At 65.7% G+C, this 19,230-nt stretch carries 17 protein-coding genes; 14 read left to right on the top strand and 3 right to left on the bottom strand.

The window, feature by feature from the left end:
- The first annotated feature begins 583 nt into the window (after positions 1-583).
- From B8115_RS08055 to B8115_RS08020, 8 genes are all read left to right on the top strand, one after another.
- Positions 584-1,510 carry a glyoxylate/hydroxypyruvate reductase A gene (locus B8115_RS08055; protein WP_010627271.1) on the top strand — a complete coding sequence of 309 codons (927 nt, stop codon included), beginning with the start codon at positions 584-586 and terminating at the stop codon, positions 1,508-1,510.
- Between the two features lie 155 nt (positions 1,511-1,665).
- Positions 1,666-2,730, top strand: a complete 1,065-nt coding sequence (locus tag B8115_RS08050; protein ID WP_010627270.1) for a phosphotransferase — start codon at positions 1,666-1,668, stop codon at positions 2,728-2,730.
- A complete protein-coding gene (locus B8115_RS08045) occupies positions 2,727-4,073 on the top strand; it encodes an aspartate aminotransferase family protein (protein WP_010627269.1) in 1,347 nt (448 codons plus the stop codon). The genes B8115_RS08050 and B8115_RS08045 overlap by 4 nt, the downstream gene beginning before the upstream one ends.
- Before the next feature lie 24 nt (positions 4,074-4,097).
- Complete coding sequence (locus B8115_RS08040) at positions 4,098-4,601, top strand: Lrp/AsnC family transcriptional regulator (RefSeq protein WP_010627268.1); 504 nt, start codon at positions 4,098-4,100, stop codon at positions 4,599-4,601.
- Positions 4,602-5,058: 457 nt separating this feature from the next.
- Positions 5,059-6,432 (top strand): aspartate aminotransferase family protein, encoded by a 1,374-nt coding sequence (locus tag B8115_RS08035; protein WP_010627267.1) that lies wholly within the window; start codon positions 5,059-5,061, stop codon positions 6,430-6,432.
- An 85-nt stretch (positions 6,433-6,517) separates the two neighbouring features.
- Positions 6,518-7,012, top strand: a complete 495-nt coding sequence (locus tag B8115_RS08030) for an Lrp/AsnC family transcriptional regulator (protein ID WP_010627266.1) — start codon at positions 6,518-6,520, stop codon at positions 7,010-7,012.
- Positions 7,013-7,214: 202 nt separating this feature from the next.
- Positions 7,215-8,696 (top strand): NAD-dependent succinate-semialdehyde dehydrogenase, encoded by a 1,482-nt coding sequence (locus B8115_RS08025; RefSeq protein WP_010627265.1) that lies wholly within the window; start codon positions 7,215-7,217, stop codon positions 8,694-8,696.
- A 147-nt stretch (positions 8,697-8,843) separates the two neighbouring features.
- The gene (locus tag B8115_RS08020) at positions 8,844-10,169 is read left to right on the top strand and encodes an FAD-binding oxidoreductase (protein WP_010627264.1); all 1,326 of its coding nucleotides are present in this window, start codon (positions 8,844-8,846) and stop codon (positions 10,167-10,169) included.
- A 25-nt stretch (positions 10,170-10,194) separates the two neighbouring features.
- Here the strand turns inward: B8115_RS08020 and B8115_RS08015 are convergent, their stop codons facing one another.
- The gene (locus B8115_RS08015; protein WP_010627263.1) at positions 10,195-11,514 is read right to left on the bottom strand and encodes an erythromycin esterase family protein; all 1,320 of its coding nucleotides are present in this window, start codon (positions 11,512-11,514) and stop codon (positions 10,195-10,197) included.
- 79 nt (positions 11,515-11,593) lie between these two features.
- Positions 11,594-12,268: a zinc metallopeptidase gene (locus B8115_RS08010; protein ID WP_010627262.1), complete on the bottom strand. Its 675-nt coding sequence runs from the start codon at positions 12,266-12,268 to the stop codon at positions 11,594-11,596.
- A 171-nt stretch (positions 12,269-12,439) separates the two neighbouring features.
- Here B8115_RS08010 and hemP point away from each other — a divergent pair, with 171 nt between their 5' ends.
- From hemP to B8115_RS07980, 6 genes are all read left to right on the top strand, one after another.
- Positions 12,440-12,631: a hemin uptake protein HemP gene (hemP, locus tag B8115_RS08005; RefSeq protein ID WP_010627261.1), complete on the top strand. Its 192-nt coding sequence runs from the start codon at positions 12,440-12,442 to the stop codon at positions 12,629-12,631.
- A gap of 85 nt (positions 12,632-12,716) precedes the next feature.
- On the top strand, positions 12,717-14,708 hold the full coding sequence (locus B8115_RS08000) for a TonB-dependent receptor domain-containing protein (RefSeq protein ID WP_010627260.1): 1,992 nt from the start codon (positions 12,717-12,719) through the stop codon (positions 14,706-14,708).
- A 13-nt stretch (positions 14,709-14,721) separates the two neighbouring features.
- Positions 14,722-15,780, top strand: coding sequence for a heme degradation protein (locus tag B8115_RS07995; RefSeq protein ID WP_010627259.1), 1,059 nt, complete (start codon positions 14,722-14,724; stop codon positions 15,778-15,780).
- Positions 15,777-16,667, top strand: coding sequence for a hemin ABC transporter substrate-binding protein (locus B8115_RS07990; protein WP_010627258.1), 891 nt, complete (start codon positions 15,777-15,779; stop codon positions 16,665-16,667). Before B8115_RS07995 ends, B8115_RS07990 begins: the two co-directional genes overlap by 4 nt.
- Positions 16,664-17,722, top strand: coding sequence for an iron ABC transporter permease (locus tag B8115_RS07985; RefSeq protein ID WP_010627257.1), 1,059 nt, complete (start codon positions 16,664-16,666; stop codon positions 17,720-17,722). Before B8115_RS07990 ends, B8115_RS07985 begins: the two co-directional genes overlap by 4 nt.
- Positions 17,716-18,477 (top strand): ATP-binding cassette domain-containing protein, encoded by a 762-nt coding sequence (locus tag B8115_RS07980; protein ID WP_010627256.1) that lies wholly within the window; start codon positions 17,716-17,718, stop codon positions 18,475-18,477. The genes B8115_RS07985 and B8115_RS07980 overlap by 7 nt, the downstream gene beginning before the upstream one ends.
- A gap of 81 nt (positions 18,478-18,558) precedes the next feature.
- Here B8115_RS07980 and B8115_RS07975 read toward each other — a convergent pair whose 3' ends face one another.
- Positions 18,559-19,041, bottom strand: coding sequence for a hypothetical protein (locus B8115_RS07975; protein WP_010627255.1), 483 nt, complete (start codon positions 19,039-19,041; stop codon positions 18,559-18,561).
- Positions 19,042-19,230: the final 189 nt, after the last annotated feature.

Here is a 19,230-nt window from a genome sequence, read left to right as displayed (position 1 = left end):
TGCACCGGTCATCAAGCCGCCGGCGGTGGCGGCCAGCACGGTACCGGCGGCCATGCCGCGCAGCACATCGCGCCGCGAGAAGCCATGGCCGCCTTGGCCGGTTGTTCGCATCAGGCTCGAAGCGAGCTGAGCACCGGGCAGTTTGTTGTTTTTCATCTGATGCCTCCAAGTGTTTATTTCGTTGCAGTGCTAACGTTTCACTACCGTTGCGCTTCCGGCATTTCACTTTTTCTTTTCGCTGCTCCCTTGCACCCTTTCATTGCATCCTTGCATCGCATCCTGCCTGTCTCCCGGGGAACTCGTACTGCCCATGGCCAGGAAAGGACTCCTCGAAAACATTCCAATCGCTTCGTCATTACAGCACCCGCCTTCTACATGACTACTCCGTTTTCAATAGGCTCAATCACACAATCCACGGCATTTACGTCATTTTTCGGCACATAATGCTGCCAAGATTTACTGAGCCTCGGCCGGCCGTTTCATACGAAACCTCAGGCAAGATCGTCCTAGTTTTGGTCATTAGATGTTGTCAGAGTTGATCGTTTCATCACCTCTGACTCCAGATTGCATGGGAGGAAAATTCATGAGCTTTCTCTACAAGTCAGAGCCTGTGCGTGGCGCACGCTGGGCAGAACTGTTCGCCGAGCGAGCGCCGGATATCGACTTCCATATCTGGCCCTTCACAGGCGACCCAAGAGAGGTGCGCTACCTCGCCGCCTGGGAGCCGCCGGAAGATATCCTGCAGACCTTTCCCAACCTGGAACTGGTATTTTCGGTGGGGGCCGGCGTCGATCAGTTCGACCTTTCTCAAATACCGGAGCACATTCCGGTCGTGCGGATGATCGAGAGCGGTCTGGTCGCGGGGATGGTCGAATACGCCACGCTGGCCGTGTTGGCGGCCCACCGTGACTGGCTCACCTATGCCAACCAGCAGCGCAGCGGGATATGGAAGCCGATGCCGGTGCGCACGGCGAACACGCGACGCGTCGGTGTACTCGGCATGGGCGTGCTGGGCCAGGCAGTGCTCGAGAAGCTGCGCGACTTCGGCTTCCAGTGTGCCGGCTGGAACCGTTCGGAACGCCGCCTGCCTGGCGTCGAATGCTTCACCGGCGAACGGGGCCTGGCGGATTTCCTGGCGCGCACCGATATCCTGATCTGCCTGCTGCCGCTGACCGCCGAGACACGCGGCATCCTGTCACAGGAACTGTTCCGGCAACTGCCGCAAGGGGCCATGTTGATCAACCTGGGACGCGGCGATCATCTGGTCGAAGAGGACCTGCTGGATGCGCTGGACAGCAACCATCTCTCGACGGCAATTCTCGACGTATGCAGCGTCGAGCCGCTGCCGCAGGGACACCCCTTTTGGCAGCACCCGCGCATCATGCTGACACCCCATATCGCCAGCATGACGCAGCCGGACACATCCGCCGAGGCCGTGCTCGACAACCTGCGCCGCCACCGGGAAGGGCTTCCATTGAAAGGGTTGGTCGATCGCACCCGCGGTTATTAGATGCATGCCGCAGAAAATGTCACACGGGATTCAGATAGAAAAGGAAACTGCTCGAGTCTTGCGGCAATTAAGCATCGCCTTGGATCCGACCGCCATAGACTTGTCAGTGAACCCGAATGCCTGTCCCAGGCCACCACGATGAAGCGAGGTAAGTGATGGCGGAGAATCTTGCGATTGCGACAGCGGCGCTGAGCACGGCGGTGCCCAATCTGGCCCCGGACGAGGTGAAAGCCCTGGTCTGCCGTCTCTACGGTATCACTGGCAGCGTCAAATCGCTGGCGGGTGAGCGCGACCAGAATTGTCGCATAGAGACCTCGGACGGCAGGCGTTACGTATTCAAGATCAGCAATCCATCCGAGCCGGTTGCGGTCATCGATTTCCAGATCGCCGCACTCGACCACATCGCCCGCGCCATACCGGACCAGCCGGTGCCCCGCGTGGTACGGACGCTCGATGGGCGGTCGCGCGACACGGTGACCTTGCCCGACGGGGTCCAGACCAGCGTGCGGATGCTGACCTACCTCGACGGCGTCCAGATACGCGAGACACCTCGGACCGCTACGCAGCGCCAGGCCATGGGGACCATGCTCGCCGAATTGAACCTCGCGCTGCGCGATTTCTCGCACCCTGGGGCAACGCATGACCTGCTGTGGAACGTCTCCGCCGCACATCGGCTGGCCGACAAGCTCGATGCCATCGCGGACGCCCCGCGTCGTGCGCTCGCCGAGTCGTTCATGACACGCTTCACCGACCATGTACTGCCCCGCCTTGCCTCGGTGCGGGCTCAGGTCATCCACAACGATTTTCACCTCTACAACGTGCTGGTCGCACCCGACGATCATGAGCGCATCGTGGGGATCATCGACTTCGGCGACATGCTGCATGCGCCACTGGTCGGCGAGGTCGCGACGGCGGCGGCCTTCCACACCACGAGCAACACCGACCCGTTCGAGGGGGCGGCACAGTTCGTCGGGGCCTATCACGCGGCCTTGCCGCTTACCGACATCGAGCAGGAGATCGTTGCCGATCTCATGGCGACACGCCACCTCATCACCGTATTGATTTCGGAATGGCGCGCCAAGCGCTACCCCGAGAACCGCGACTACATCATGCGCCACAACCCTGCGTCCTGGGCGGCACTGGCCATGATGAACGCTCTTTCCCGCGATGAAGCGCGCGACCGCCTGCTGGCCGAAGTACGAAAAGGAGAAAGTCGATGAAAAGCACCACTGACCTCAACATGGTCAACGCCTATATCCCCGGTCGCGTCGACGTGGGCCCCGTCACCGCGGCGATGATCGAGCGGCGCGACGCCTTGCTCGGACCGGCCTATCGGCTGATGTACGAACATCCGCTGCATATCGTGCGCGGCGAAGGCGTGTGGCTGATCGATCCGGATGGCCGCCGCTACCTCGACATCTACAATAACGTCGCCTCGCTCGGACACTGCCACCCGGCGGTGACCGAGGCGATCTGCAATCAGGTGAAGGTCCTCGCGACCAACACTCGCTACCTGCACGACACGATTCTCGAACTGGCCGAGCGCCTGCTGGCCACCGTGCCCGAGACCGAGCTTGCCCATCTCATGTTGACCTGCACCGGCAGCGAGGCGAACGACGTCGCCTATCGCATCGCCCAGGTCCGTACCGGCGGCACCGGGGTGATCGTGACCGAAACCGCCTACCACGGCTTCACCGATGCGGTGTCGAAATTCTCTCCATCGCTCGGTACGACGGTCGATCTCGGCGCTCACGTGCGCACGATCCCTGCCCCCTGCCTCTATCATGCCGAGGGCGCCGATCTCGCCGAGCGCTTCACCCGCGACGTCGAGGCGGCTATCGCCGATCTGCAGCGTCACGGCATCAAGCCGGCGATGCTCCTGGTCGACTCCGTGTTCACCAGCGACGGCATCCTCCCCGAGCCCGCAGGCTTCCTGAAGGGCGCGGTCGAGGCGATCAAGCGGGCCGGCGGCCTGTTCATCGCCGACGAAGTGCAGCCCGGCTTCGGCCGCACCGGCGAGCACATGTGGGGCTTCCAGCGTCACGGCGTCACCCCCGACATCGTCACCATGGGCAAGCCGATGGGTAACGGACAACCCATCGCGGGACTGCTGGCCACCGCTGATGCGCTGGCGGAGTTCGGCAAAAAATCTCGCTACTTCAACACCTTCGCCGGCAACACCGTGTCCTGTGCGGCGGCGCTGGCGGTGCTGGATACGATCGAAAAAGAAGGCCTGATACAGCATGCCGCCAGGGTCGGAAAGCTCCTGCGCGACGGCATCGCCGAGCTTGCCAGCCGGCACGAGGCCATCGGCGACGTACGCGGCGTGGGCATGTTCGTCGGTGTGGAACTCGTCTCGGACCGCGCAACGCGCACACCCGACCGCGAACTCACCATCCGGGTAGTCAATCGCATGCGCGAAAAGGGCGTACTGCTGAGCGCCTGCGCAATGGGCCACAATGTGCTCAAGATTCGACCGCCACTGGTGCTGTCAGCGGAACAGGCCGGGATGGTGATCGAAGTGCTCGACGAAGCGCTGAGCTTCGCGGCACGGGCACGGTAACCGACGGCATCGAGGTAATCGACCATGCGACCTGCAGCCTCCCTCGATCAGTTCGACATGAAGATTCTCGTGCATCTTCAGCGCGAGGGGCGCTGCTCCAATGTCGACCTGTCCGCGGCCGTCGGCCTCAGCGAGAGCCCATGCCTCGCCCGTACCAAGCGACTTCAGGAGATCGGCGTCATTCGGGGCTACGGCGCGGACGTCGTGCTGGAGAAGTTGGGCAGTCACGTCATCGTGTTCTCCGAGGTGACCATCAGCAACCATCGGCCGCACGACTTCCGCAAGTTCGAAACCGGGGCCGGCAAGTACGACGAGATCGTCGAATGCTACAACGTCAGCGGCGGCTACGATTACCTTCTGAAAATCGTGGCGCCGGATATCGCGCATTTTCAGGCGCTCATGGAGCGGCTATTGGAAGACGACATCGGCATCGAAAAGTTCTCCAGCCGGGTCGTATTGCGCCGACCACTCGCTCAACGCGGAGATCCACTGACCGTTATCGCAACCGGAAAACCAAGCTGGGCATGACGTGCCGCAGCAGCGAGGGACTGGCCCGTTCGGCGCATGTACCGCCGTGCGCAGTGCATGAAGCAACGCGCGGCAGCGGCCCGATGACAGCAATAAAACGGTGCCGACAGTATCTTCCGAAACCGTGACGATTACGAAACTATCGGTTCTGGCGAAGCGAATAGTCGCAATAAAACGTTGCGGCCGGCTGACTATCATGGTCGTGGGTGCATCGTGTCAACCGCCGAGGATAACTGGCAGGCCGACACCCGCGCCGGAACGGCGCGGCTCGCACCAGGCCCAACGTTCAGGAAGCGCTGAAGAAATCGGCGAGCGGAATGAAGCACTAGGCGCACGCAGCGCAGGCACCGGAGCCTATGGGGTATAGGTGAGGATGTCGAGCAGCGCGCAACGCAGTGATTTGTCCGCGCAGACATTTATGCAGCGTTTCCTCCATTCGACCTTCGGCGGACTGACCATGCAAACTGATAACCTCGTTACCCTGGATCGCGACCACCTCGTCCATCCGGTCGTCAACTACCGTACCCATGAACAGCGCGGCGTCACGGTACTCACGTCGGGGCGCGGTGCCTACCTGCAGGACAGCAGCGGCCGCGAACTCCTCGATGCCTTTTCCGGCCTGTGGTGCGTCAACACCGGCTATGGCCATGAGAGCATCGTGCGTGCCGCCGAGGAGCAGATGCGCCGGCTGCCCTACGCTACCGGCTATTTCCATTTCGGTTCCGAGCCGGCCATTCGCCTGGCCGCCAAGCTGGTGGAATTGACCCCGGCATCGCTGCAGCGCGTCTATTTCACCATGGGCGGCTCCGACGCGGTGGACTCGGCGATCCGCTTCATCGTCAACTACTGGAACGCCCAGGGCAAAAGCGAGAAGAAGCACTTCATCACCCTCGAGCGCGGCTACCATGGCTCTTCGTCCCAGGGCGCGGGGCTGACCGCCCTGCCGGTGTTCCACCGCAACTTCGATCTGCCGCTGCCCAATCAGCATCGCATTCCCTCGCCCTACCCATACCGCAACCCGCTCGGCTCGGATCCCGCTGCCATCATCGAATCCTCCGTTGCGGCACTGCGTGACAAGGTGCGCGAGCTCGGCGCCGACCGCGTCGCGGCCTTCTTCTGCGAACCCATTCAGGGCTCCGGCGGCGTGATCGTGCCGCCCAAGGGCTGGCTGAAGGCCATGCAGGAGTGCTGCCGGGAGCTGGGCATTCTGTTCGTGGTCGACGAGGTCATCACCGGCTTCGGCCGTACGGGGCCGATGTTCGCCTGTGAGGCCGAGGGCGTCACGCCGGACCTGATGACTCTGGCCAAGGGCTTGACCGCCGGCTATGCCCCCATGGGAGCCGTGATGATGAGCGACGCCGTTTACCAGGGCATCGCCGAAGGCGCCGCGGACCTGCCGATCGGGCATGGCCACACCTACTCCGCCCACCCCGTCAGTGCCGCCGTCGCCCTGGAGGTGCTGCGCCTGTATGAGGATGGCTTGCTGGAGAACGGCATCGCCCTGGCACCGCGCTTCGAAGAAGGCCTGCGCGCCATGCTCGACCATCCCCTGGTCGGCGATGCACGCAGTCGCGGCTTCCTTGGCGCCCTCGAACTGGTTGCCGACAAGCAGAGCAAAGAGCGCTTCGACCCCTCATTAAAGTTGGCCGATCGCCTCTTTGAAGCCGCTTATGACAACGGCATCATCCTGCGGGCTTTCACCGACAACGTCCTTGGCTTTGCCCCCGCACTTTGCTATACAAGTAATGACTTCGACTTACTGTTCGAGCGCCTCGAACGTACGCTGAATGCGGTACTCGACCAGCCCGAAGTACGCCAGGCCCTGCGCTGACGGTCGCATGCGACGCACGCAGGTAATGGTGCGTCGCATTTTTCTGTCATTGCCGGACCGACAGACCGAACCACCGGAGCCTTGGATGATCGGCGCACCCAAACTGGACCGCCTAGACATACGCATTCTGAGCCATTTGCAGCGCAACGGCCGGATCTCGAATGTCGCTTTGGCAGACGCCGTCGGACTCTCCCCCAGTCCCTGCCTGACTCGTGTCAAACGCCTGGAAAAAGCCGGTTACATCATCGACTATGGCGCGCACCTGCAGCTCGAGAAGCTCGGCAGCATTCAGCGGGTCTTTACCCAGCTAACGCTCTCCGACCACCGCCTCGAAGACTTCGCACGCTTCGAGGCCTATATACGCAAAGTGGATGAAGTTCTCGAGTGTCATCTGGTGAGTGGTGGCTTCGACTACCAACTGACCTTCCTTACCCGCAATGTCGTCCATTACCAGAGCGTCATGGAGGACATGCTCGAGCATAATATTGGCATCGACAAGTACTTCAGCTACATCGTGATCAAGTCTCCCGTGGTAAAAAAATACTACCCGATCGAGAAGCTGATCTCCGACCACGACTGACCCTGCCCTACCCCCTCACGGCATAAGCTTCTGTGCCCCCCCTCGAAAACGTCCGAATCTGCGACGGCAGGCCCCCATTACGAAAGCCTGCGCCGGGGCGAGACGCCTAATATAGGTTCATTGCAGCAGCCGGCATCGTCTCGGGGCAAGGCTCTTTGGCTGCCCCGGCTTCGACATCCTAAAAACCAGCGAGGCAGCAGCCATGTCCCTCAACCTCGATCGCCCCGAACTCGTACGCTCCGACAACTTCATCGATGGCCAGTGGCAACCCGCTGCCACCGGCGAACACTACGCCGTCGACGACCCGGCAACCGGTGAAACCCTGATCAACGTCGCCGACAGCACCGCCGCCGATGCACGGGCCGCCACCGCTGCCGCCCATAGCGCCTTCGACAGCTGGCGCCAGCAGCCGGCAGCGACGCGGGCACGGCTGCTGCGGCGCTGGCATAGCCTGATCCAGGAGCATACCGAGGATCTCGCCCGCCTGATCTCCCGCGAGCAGGGCAAGCCCCTGGCGGAAGCGCGCGGCGAAGTGGCGTATGGCGCCTCCTACGTGGACTGGTTCGCCGCGGAAGCGGTGCGCAGCTATGGCGACATCATCCCCGCCGCGGTGGGCAGCAAGAGAATGCTGGTGACCAAGGAGCCTGTCGGCGTGGTGGCGGCGATCACCCCCTGGAACTTTCCGCTGGCGATGATCGCCCGCAAGATCGCGCCGGCCCTCGCCGCCGGCTGTACCGTGGTCGCCAAGCCGGCCGAGGATACCCCGCTGACCGCGCTGGCACTGGTCGCGCTGGCCGAGGAAGCCGGCATCCCCGCCGGCGTGCTGAACATCGTCACCTCCTCGCGTGAGCGGGTCGGCGATGTGGTCGGCGCCTGGCTGAGCGATTCCCGGGTGCGCAAGATCACCTTCACCGGCTCGACGGCGGTCGGCAAGCTGCTGGCCCGCGATTCGGCGCCTACGCTCAAGCGCCTCTCCCTCGAGCTCGGTGGCAATGCCCCCTTCATCGTGTTCGAGGATGCCGATCTCGACGCAGCGGTCGAGGGCCTGATGGCGGCCAAGTTCCGCAACGGCGGCCAGACCTGCGTCAGCCCGAACCGGGTCTATGTCCAGGAATCGGTCTATGAGGCCTTCGCCGACAAGCTGACGGCTCGCGTCCAGTCGCTGCGCGTCGGCCCCGGCGACCGTGACGACAGCCAGATCGGCCCGATGATCAACGCCCGTGCCGTCGACAAGATCGAACGTCACGTGCAGGATGCTCTGGCCCGCGGCGCCACGCTGCTCACCGGTGGCCAGCGCCTGAGCGGCGGCGTCACTGCCGGCCCCAACTACTACGCGCCCACCGTGCTCGGCGACGCCAGCCACGACATGGAGCTGGCCCAGGACGAAACCTTCGGCCCGGTGGTGCCGCTGTTCCGCTTCGCCGATGAAGAAGAGGTAGCGACGGCAGCCAACGATACGCCCTACGGCCTGGCCGCCTACTTCTTCTCCCGCAATGTGGAACGCATCTGGCGCCTCGCCGAGCGTCTGCAAACCGGCCTCGTCGGCATCAACGAAGGCGCGCTCGCCGCCGAATCGGCGCCCTTCGGCGGCATCAAGGAGTCGGGCTACGGTCGCGAAGGCTCGCGCTACGGCCTCGACGACTACATGGCGACCAAATACCTGTGCCAGGGCAATATTGCCTGAAGCGTCGCGTCACGGTCGTCCGTTTAGGCGAACTACAGACCTGAACGGACGAGTCGAGCATTGTCGCAGCTTACCGCTTTGGCGCCGCCGGCCGTATCGGCACGCTGAAGCGGTACAACCATCGATAGCCAGGCCAGGAGAAGCCCCATGCCGGCTCCATTGTTAGCGATTCCATCCACGCCGGACCTGCCGGAGCGCGCCGATGCCGTGGTCATCGGCGGTGGCATCATCGGCGTATGTGCTGCCTACTACCTGGCCCGCCAGGGCGTGAGTGTGGCGCTGCTCGAAAAGGGCCGCATCGGCGCCGAGCAGTCCAGCCGCAACTGGGGCTGGTGCCGCCAGCAGAACCGTGACGCACGCGAGCTGCCGCTGTCGACCAAGAGCCTCGAGCTGTGGGAAGAGATCACCGCCGACCTCGGCGAGGATCTCGGCTTCCGCCGCTGCGGACTGTTCTATCTGTCGGACAGCCAGGCCGAGCTGGATGGCTGGGCCAAATGGCGCGACTTCGCCATCACCCAGGGGGTCACCACCCATATGCTGAGCGCCGCCGAAGCCACCGAGCGCGGCGCGATGACCGGCAAATCCTGGCTGGGGGGCGTGTTTTCGCCCACGGACGGCATCGCCGATCCGGCACGAGCGGCACCGCTGATCGCCAAGGGCGTCATCAAGCATGGCGGTACGATTCATCAGTTCTGCGCGGCACGCGGGGTCGAAACCGAAGCCGGGCGCGTGTCGGGGGTGATCACCGAGAAGGGCGTGATCAAGACGTCGCAGGTGGTGATGGCCGGCGGCGCCTGGGCCTCCTCCTTCTGCCGCCAGCTCGGCATCCGCTTTCCGCAGGCCTCGGTGCGCTCATCCATACTCTCGGTCATGCCGGGCGCCAAGGGCCTGCCCGATGCGCTGCACACGGCAGAGGTAACGGTTACCCGACGGGGGGACGGCGGCTATACGCTGGCCACCTCGGGACGCGCCTGCCTGGACCTGACGCCGCAGCAGTTTCGCTTTTCGACGCATTTTCTGCCGATGTTCGCCAAGCGCTGGCAACTGCTCTCCCCCGGCGACCTGCAGGGCTGGCAGTCCGGTCATGAGACGCGCAGCAAATGGGCGCTCGACCGGCCCACGCCGATGGAGCGGGTGCGCATTCTCGACCCGCGCCCATCGGAGCGAATCCTGAGGGAGACCCTGGCCCGTGCACGCTTGCTGTTGCCCGCCCTGGGCAGCGTACCCGTGCAGGCTGGCTGGGCCGGTTACATCGACAGCACGCCCGACGGCGTCCCGGTGATCGACGAGCCGGAGAACCTGCCCGGCTTCCTGCTGGCCGCCGGCTTTTCCGGTCACGGCTTCGGCATCGGCCCGGGGGCCGGACGCCTGATCGCGGAAATGGTCACCGGCAAGACGCCGTTCGTCGAGCACCATCAGTACCGGCTTGCGCGCCTGAACAAGAGCGTCTGGGGCAAGGTCTCGGAGTTTTGAGGGCCGGCCGGATCCATCCCTGGCGTCAGACGCCGAAGGGATAGGTATCCGGCACCTCTTCGGGTCGCCACAGCTCGCCCTTGTCGAACGGCTCCACGGCGCGGGTCTTGTCGAGGTGGAACACGGCGTCGAACTGCTCGGCCACCGACGCCTTGAAGTAGTGGCTGATGCGCTCCGACTCTGGACGGTAGATCACGCCGATGGCGCGCTCCCATAGCGGCTCCTTCAACGGAGCGGCACGCTCGCCCAGCGGCAGGTAGAAGTCGCCGGGGCCGCTGTCGTGGAACAGCCGCTCGATGCTGCCTTCCATGGCCGGCCGGACCCGGCGATGCTCCACCGGGCCGCCCCAGTCGCGGGCCGCCGAGACGAAGCCGGTATGGGTGGTGAAGCCCACCAGCAGCGTCTGGTCGGCGCCGAAGCGATGGCGCACCAGCTGGCCGACGTTGTGCTGGCCGCGATGCCAGCCCATGTCGGTGAAGGATGCGTCGCCCAGGTGGGAGTTGTGCGCCCACACAACTACCTTGCCCTGCCCGCCCTGACGACGCAGATGCTCGCGCAGCTCGGCGAGGGTGTCGGTCATGTGCTCGTCGCGCAGGTTCCAGGTATCCACCCGCGAGCCGAACATGGCCCGATAGTAGTGCTCTGCATTGACCACCACGCGGGCATTCTGCTCGGCGAAGAACTGCTCATCGCGGGCACTTCGGCCATCCTCACGCAGATACTCACCGGACTTCTCGAGCAGATCGGCAAGCAGGCGCACGGCGGCGTCTTCGCAGATGCGGCTGAGACCGAAGGCGGCATCGTGGCCATAGCGCACAGGATCGCCGCCGTGGTCCAGGCAGGCGTAGCCTTCGCGGGCGATGCGCGCCTGCTCCGGGTCGATGCCCTCCAGGTACTCGATCACCGCCTCCGCCGAGCGGTGCAAACTGTAGATGTCCAGGCCATGAAAGCCCACCTGCCCCGCCTCGTCCTGCCCGGCGTTGTGCTCCGCGAGCCAGCCGATGAAGTCACGCACCTCGGTGTTGCGCCACATCCACTGCGGGAAACGCTGGAAGTCGTCGAAAGCGCTCTTGAGGGTGTCGCCGCCGTTCCCGCGCACGTAGCGATCGAGCCGCAGCGCATCGGGCCAGTCGGCCTCGACGACAACCGCCTCGAAGCCCTTCTCGCGGATCAGCCGCCGGGTGATCTCGGCGCGCATGCGGTAGAACTCGGCGCTACCGTGGGACGCCTCACCAAGCAGCACCAGTGAGCGCTCACCAACCTGCTCGAGCAGGCGGTCGTAGTCGCGGCTCTCGCCGGCAAGGGGGATGGCGTGGTCGCGAACGTAGTCCTGGGGAGTCGTCATGCTGCACCTCCTCCATGAAGGCAGAGACTGTCCCAGAACTGTAGAAACCGCTCCCGCTTACGCTCAAGGTTGGGAGGGTTTAGCGTCTGAGGATGACGAGCCAGCGCCCCAGATTCAGGACACTCGCCAATGACGCCGCCACATAGGTGAAAGCGCAGGCGGTGAGCACATGGCGAGCGCCGGGCATGTCGTAGGGCGGCACGTACTCGCGCAACAGCGGCAGGGCGCGATTGAAGCTGGCGTCGAACTCCACCGGCAGGGTCACCAGGTGCACCAGCGCCGCGGTGCCGAAGCTGATCACCGCCATGGCGATCACCATGGCCAGCCCCCCCGGCAGGCGGGTCAGGATGAACAGGAAGGGGGCGGCCATCATCAGCAGCGCGCCGATCTTCTCGGCCCGCTGCGCTACCCCCACCATCCGCGAGCGGGCGATCAGCGGCGCATAGCCTTCGTGATGCTGGATGGCATGGCCGACCTCGTGGGCGGCCACGGTCACCGCAGTGAGCGAGCGACCCTCATAGTGCTCGCGGGAGAGTCGTACCCGGCGCGCCTCCGGGTCGTAGTGGTCGCCCTGCTCGGTCATCTCCACCTTGACCCCCTCGATGCCCAGGCGCCGCAGCAGATGGTCGGCCAGCTCGGCGCCGGTGCCGGGGTAGTCGTCGCGGCCTCGGGCATGGCGCGCCAGCACCCACTTGGCCCAGACGTTGGGCAGCACGAAGATGGCCAGCAGAAAGGCGATCAGCAGCACGATCATGGCGTTTGGGGTCTCGTTTCAGCGTCTCGAATTTGGACCAAGCCTACCCGTTTCGGGTTCATGCGTCGCCCCAGGTCTTGATGCCGATACTGACACCGGGACTTGACGTCAACCCACACCACAAACAATAATTATTCGCGTTTGATACAACAACCCATTCAGGGCGACACCATGTGCGCAACCTCCCCCGACCCGACCAAGGCCCGCGCGCAGGCCGCCGAGCCGTTCGATCCAGCGGGCCAACCCGGTTACGTCACCAGCAGCGCGCTGCTCGACGAGCGCGGCCAACTGATCATCGAGCATCGCGGCAAGCGTTACCAACTGCGCGAAACGCGTAATGGAAAACTGATACTGACCTCATAACTTCGACGAGAAGAACGCCAGCCAGGTAGCCTTCGCCACCCAGCCAGCCGCTCATCGCCTGATACGACAAGGGAACTTCAGGAACATGAAGCGAGCAACGAGCTGCAGCGGCGCCCTGGCGCTGTTCGTATTGTCACCCCTCACCCTGGCCCAGACACCTCCCGACGCTGCCACACTGCCCGAGCTGGCACCACTGGTGGTGACTGGGACGCGTACACCCGCGGATACCTTCTTCGCCCCGCTGATCGTCGACACGATCGATCGCCACGACCCGACGCTGGCCACCGCCTCGCGGGTCGAGGACATCCTTGCCGACCAGCCCGGCCTGCACGTGGCCGGCCAGGGGCGGCGCAACGGCCAGACCCTGAGCCTGCGCGGCTTCGGCAGGAACGGCGTGCTGGTACGCCTCGACGGCGTACGCCAGGACATCAACACCGGCCATCTCGGCAACTTCTATCTCGACCCCGCGCTACTGCGCGAGGTGCAGATCGCCCGTGGCGCCCTGTCGAGCCTCTACGGCAGCAATGCCATGGGCGGAGTGGTCAGCTTCGAGACGGTGGACGCCGAGGATCTGCTGCGCCCGGGTGAAAGCAGCGGCGCTCGGCTTTCGCTGCGCGGCGCCACCGCCAACGACGAGCTCGGCGCCACGCTGAGCCTGTTTGGCAGGCACGATCTGGCCGACGGTAGCAGCCTCGATGGCCTGCTCGCCCTGGGCCGCAGCGAGTCCGGCGACATCCGCCGCGCTGGCGGTCAGACCACGCCGGAAGATGCCAAGCTCGACAGCCTGCTGGCCAAGGGCGGCTGGCAGCTCAATGACGATCACCGTCTGTTCGCCAGCTGGCAGCACTACGCCGAAGACGCCACCCAACCGCCCAACCCCCAGCAGTTGGTGATCGAGAGCGAGCTGCGCGACCGCGACACCACCAGCGACAACCTGCAGTTGGGTCACCGCTGGTCGCCAGCACCAGACACCCAGATCGACACCCGACTGACCCTGAGCCGTCAGAACATCGAAGAGCCCGTCGCAGAGCGCACACTCGAGCGCCTTGGCGTACAGAGCGACGGCTACCACCGCCTGGATCACGGCTGGCTGTCGCAGACGCTGGTGTTCGGCGCCGAGGCGAGCCGAGCCACCCAGCGCCCGGACGGCACGGCCTCGGGCTTCCCCAAAGCCGACATCGACAGCGTCGCCCTCTACCTCGACGACACCCTGACGGTGGGACGCTATCTCGACCGGGGCGGCATCGGCGAATTCGATCTCGGCCTCGGCGCCCGCCACGACGGCTACTCCGCCGAGGACAGCCAGGGGCGCGAGAGCGACCGCAGCCGGGTCTCACCGCGCCTGCGTCTGGCCTGGCGCCCCAGCGGCGATCTGATGCTCTACAGCGGCTATGCCGAGGCCTTCCGCGCCCCCACCCTCTCCGAGCTATACGCCGACGAGCGCCACTTCAGCGGCTTCTGCATGGGTCCCTTCGTCTGTGTGCCCGACAACTTCTGGGTACCCAACCCCGACCTGCGCCCGGAAACCAGCAAGAGCTGGGAAAGCGGCCTGGCCTGGCGCTTCGGCGACTGGGGCCTGCGCGCCAGCTACTTCGATACCCGCGCCGAGGACTTCATCGACACCGAGGTCGATATCTTCGCCGGCACCACCCGGGCCACCAACGTCAGTCGTGCCCGGCTGTGGGGCTATGACGCCCGCCTCGACTGGTCGCCTGCAGGCACTCCCGTCACGGCTTTCCTGGGTCTGGCCGAAGTGAGCGGTCACGACCGCGACAGCGGCGAGCCGCTGGGCAGTCTGACACCGCTGGAAGCGCTTACCGGCCTCGATTATCACCTGGCCGGCCCCGACCTGACTCTGGGTTGGCGCGGTCGCTTCGCCCGCTCCTTCGACAAGCAGGGCGATGACGAAGCGCTGCCCGGCTACGGCCTGCACGACGTGCAGCTCGCCTGGCAGTTCTCGCCGCTGCTTTCCGCCTCGCTCAAGCTGCGCAACGTTGCCGACAAGGAGTGGTACCGCCCCGACGGCAACCTCGGCGACGGTCGCAGCCTGCTCGCCAATATCAGCCTTCAGTGGTGACAAGGAGAGATTCATGAACGCTTCGACCCAAACCCGCCAAGCCATCCTCGATGCCCTCGACGCCGCCCGCGAGGCCACCCCTCACCTGCCGGCGCTGGATATCGCCCGGCGCCTGGACATCAGCGAGGGTGAGCTGCAGGCCGCCCGCCTCGGCCGCGACGTGTTCACCCTGCCGCTGTCGCCCCATGCGCTGGCCGCGCGTTTTCACCAACTGGGCGAGGTCAAGGCGCTGACCCGCTCACGCCACGCGGTGCTAGAACAGCAGGGGGTCTACCCGCCCCTGCGCGGCTCGGAGCAGGCCGGCCTGCTGCTCGACCCGGGTGGACTGGACCTGCGCCTGCACCTGGCCCAGTGGCACTGGACCTGTCTGATCCTCGATCGCATGCCTAACAAGGAGGGCGGCACCGCTCAGCGCCTGAGCGTGCAGGTCTTCGACCGGCACGGCATCGCCCTGCACAAGCTGTTCTCGCTGGCTCCGGAGCCCCCCGAGGCCTGGCAGGAACTACAAGCCCTGAGCAACACCCAGGAGCCAGCCTTTACCCAGGCCGCCGAGCCGCTGCCGCGCACCCTGCCGACGGTACCCACCTTGGCCGAGGAGTGGGCACAGATGAGCGACGTGCATCAATTCTTCGGCCTGCTGAACCGCCACCAGCTGCGTCGCCACGAGGCCAATGCCCTGATGGAGGGCCGCTTCACCCGGGCGCTGCGCCCCGACGCCTGCGAAGCGGTACTGAGCGAGGCCGCCAGCGGCGAGCTGCCGCTGATGCTGTTCGTGGCAAGCCCCGGCTGCGTACAGATCCGTACCGGCAAGGTCCCGGCGCCACAGCGCATGCGCGGCTGGCTCAACCTGTTCGGCGGGGATTTCACCCTGCATCTGGACGACGCCAACATCGCCCGCGTGTGGCAGGTACACAAGCCCAACCGCGATGGCGGCGTCACCAGCCTCGAGGCCTTCGATGCCCAAGGCGGGCTGGTGCTGCAGATCTACGCCGAACGCCGCGAGGGCCAGGGAGAGCGTCTCGAATGGCGTGGGCTGCTGGACGGCCTCGATGCCCGCGAGGCCGCGGCATGAGGCTACCGTCCTGGCTGCCGTGGCTGGCCAGCCTGACCCTGCTGATCTGGTACATGCAGGCGTCTGCCGCATCGCCGCGCACCGTGGTGATCGGCAGTGACGTGGCCGAGATCCTCGCCGCCCTCGATGCGCTGGAAGGCGTGGTGGGACGCGACGACACCAGCCAGTACCCCGAAAACGTGGCTGCGCTCCCCTCGGTGGGCTACCTGCGGCAGCTGGCGGCGGAAGGCATTCTGTCGCTCGCACCGCAGCGCTTGATCGTGGCCGCCGCGGCCGGGCCGCGGGAGGTGCTGGCCCAGCTCGAAGCCGTGGGCGTCGAGGTGGTGCGCATCGAGCAAGGCGCCAATCTGGCCTCACTGCCCGACAAGGTACTGGCGGTGGCCCGGGCCGTCGGTCGCGAAACCGACGGCGAAGCGCTGGTCGCCGATATCGAAGCGCAGCTCGACCGGCTTGCCGAGCTGCGTGAAGCCGCGCCCGAACCGCCACCAAGTGCGATGTTCCTGCTCAGCCACAGCGGCATGACGCCCATGGCGGCGGGACGCGACACCGCCGGTCAGGCCGTGATCGAAGCGGCCGGGGGACGCAACGCCTTCACCGGCTTCAACGGCTACAAGGCGGTGGGGGCGGAAGCCCTGGTAAGCGTGGCGCCCGAGGTGGTCATCGCGACCCGCAGCGGGCTAGAGGGCATCGGCGGCGCGGCCAGGCTGTGGCAGCTTCCCGGCCTGGCCATGACTCCGGCCGGCCGCGAACGGCGCCTCATCGTCTGCGACGACCAGGCGCTGCTCGGCTTCGGGCCGCGTACACCTGCCGCGCTGATGGCGCTTTACGAGGTTCTTCACGCTGAGCAAGATCATGCCGAGGCGGCCTGCCGGGAAGTGGCGTCATGAGCCGCACGCTGTCCTTGGCCGGCCCTTGGCGACGCCAGACCAAAAGCCGCCGAAAGCAGCCTCGCTCGCCCAGTCAGGTGCTCGCCTTGCTGGGTCTGGCGGTACTGGCAGCGCTGATGGTGGCGGCAATGAGCGGCAGCGTCGGGCTCTCGCCTCGGGTGCTGCTCGGCGAATGGCCCAGCCCGCTGGCCTGGCAGGTATGGTGGCAACTGCGCCTGCCGCGGCTGCTGCTGGCGGCGCTGGTGGGCGCCATGCTGGCCGGCAGCGGCGCGGCCATGCAGGGGCTGTTTCGCAACCCGCTGGCCGACCCTACCCTGCTGGGCCTGGCCAGCGGCGCCGGCCTGGCCGTGGCGCTGTGGATCGTGCTGTTGGGCGGTGCCGGCAGCAGTCTCGGGCTCTACGGCCAATTCCTGGCCGGCTTTCTCGGTGCTCTCGGGGTATGCGTGCTGGTGTTCGCCCTGGGCCAGCGCCAGCATGGCCAGGAGGCGCTCTTCACCCTGCTGCTGGCGGGGCTGGCGATCAATACCCTGGCGGGAGCCATGGGCGGAGTGATGGCCTTCATCGCCAGCGACGAGCAGCTGCGCCAGCTCAGTCTGTGGGGTATGGGCAGCCTCTCCCACGCCCTGTGGAGCGCCACCCTGGGCGCCCTGATCGGTATCCCGCCGGCGCTATGGTGGCTGCTGCGCTGCGCCCGCGGGCTCGACCTGCTGCAGCTCGGCGAGCTGACCGCCCACGGCGCCGGACTCGATGCACCGCGACTCAAGCGCCACGTGGTGGTGGCCACCGCACTGGGGGTGGGGCTGTGTGTAGCGCTGGCCGGGATCATCGGTTTTCTCGGTCTGCTGGTGCCCCACTGCCTGCGCCTGTGGCTGGGGCCCGGGCATCGCCTGCTGCTGCCTGCCTCGATGCTGGGCGGTGCCCTGCTGCTGATCGTGGCCGACACCCTGGCACGCACCCTGGCGAGTCCGGCCGAGGTACCGGTGGGGCTGCTCACCAGCCTGCTCGGCGGCCCCTACTTCCTGTGGCTGCTGCTGAAGCGGAGAGCGCGATGCTGAGCCTGATCGAGGCCGGCTTCGCCCGACCGCCCACCCTCGCCCCGTTCAGCGATAGTTTGCAGCCGGGGGAGCTGCTCGCCATCGTCGGGCCCAACGGCGCCGGCAAGAGCACCCTGCTGTCGCTGCTTTCCGGTTTTCGCCGCCCCGAGCGTGGTTCCGTCTGTCTCGACGATACGCCGCTGTCGAATTGGGAACCCGCCGCCCTGGCCCGACGCCGGGCGCTGGTGGCCCAGAATCTGGCCCTGGGCTTCGACTGGCCGGTGCGCGAGCTGGTGGCCCTGGGCAGCGAGGCCAATGAGTCGGAAATCGACGCGGTACTGGCCCTGCTCGATCTCGAAGCGCTGGCCGAACGCGGCGCCATGGGCCTTTCGGGCGGCGAAGCCCAGCGGGTGATGATCGCCCGTGCACTGTGCCAACTCGGTCTGGGACGCAGCGAGCAAACCGAACCGGGCCAAGTGCTGCTGCTGGACGAGCCCACCAGTGCACTGGACATCGGCCAGCAGCAGCGCCTCATGCGCCTGCTGCGCCACCTGGCACAGGCACACCGGCTGGCCATCGCCTGCGTGCTGCACGATCTCAACCTGGCGGCACGTTATGCCCATCGCGTCTGGCTGCTGCAGCGCGGCCGCCGCCTTGCCGCGGGCACACCGGCCGAGGTGCTCGACGGTCGCACCCTGGCCCGGGTCTTCGAGGCCGAGCTGACGGTGGGTAGCCGCCACGACGATGGCTCACCGCTGGTGCTGCTGGCGCCCTGATCTCAACGGTCACAGCCCAAACGACGCCCAAACGACGCCGCCCCGGCCAAAGGACCGGGGCGGCGTATGCGAAGCGGCACTTCAGGTCGTGGCGGAGGCCGCCTCGACGCCGCGCATCAAGGTGTCGAAGGGCACCGAGGCCTTGACCCTGGGCGTGACCGACTGCACCTCACCGCCGCTGTCGTGATCGCGGCCGATGGCGTACTCCACCGCCTCGACGGCGCTCTTGCCATGGTCGATGGCAGCCAGCGCCCACTTCCAACCGGTGCCGTAGGCGACGGGGCCATTGACGGGAATGCGCACCAGCTTGTTGAACATCTCGAAGACACCGTCGGGGCCGGCGATGATCATTTCGACCCGGCTGACGTTCGGCTTGTCGTCACGCGGCGCCCCGGCCTGGAGCCATTCCAGCACTTCCCACCACTCCTGCTGCTCGCCGGCGAAGGCAACCCACTCGCCGTTGTCGAGCTGGAACAGCTTCTGCGCATGGTTGTAAGTCGAGCCGTTGACACTGATCAGCGAATCCGTCGCAAGCGTCGTTCCATCCCATACGATTGTGGTCATGCTGGATACCTCGGGTGATGAAGGGCGCGGGCCTCAACGAGATTTAAACGAGGCCCTTGCATCAAGCGCAGGGTAGGAGCGAAATACGCAAGAAATCGACACACAGAATAACGGATTTGTAACCCACCAAAGCGATGGAGTAGCGCCCAAGGCAGCGCCAGATCAGCCCATGAGTGCAACCTAAGGAAG

The sequence above is a fragment of the Halomonas sp. KM-1 genome (genome assembly GCF_000246875.1).
In the GTDB taxonomy this organism is placed as follows: Bacteria; Pseudomonadota; Gammaproteobacteria; order Pseudomonadales; family Halomonadaceae; genus Halomonas; species Halomonas aerodenitrificans.
The sequence above is the reverse complement of the archived record's forward strand: the minus strand, read 5'-3'. Positions and strand labels throughout refer to the sequence as shown.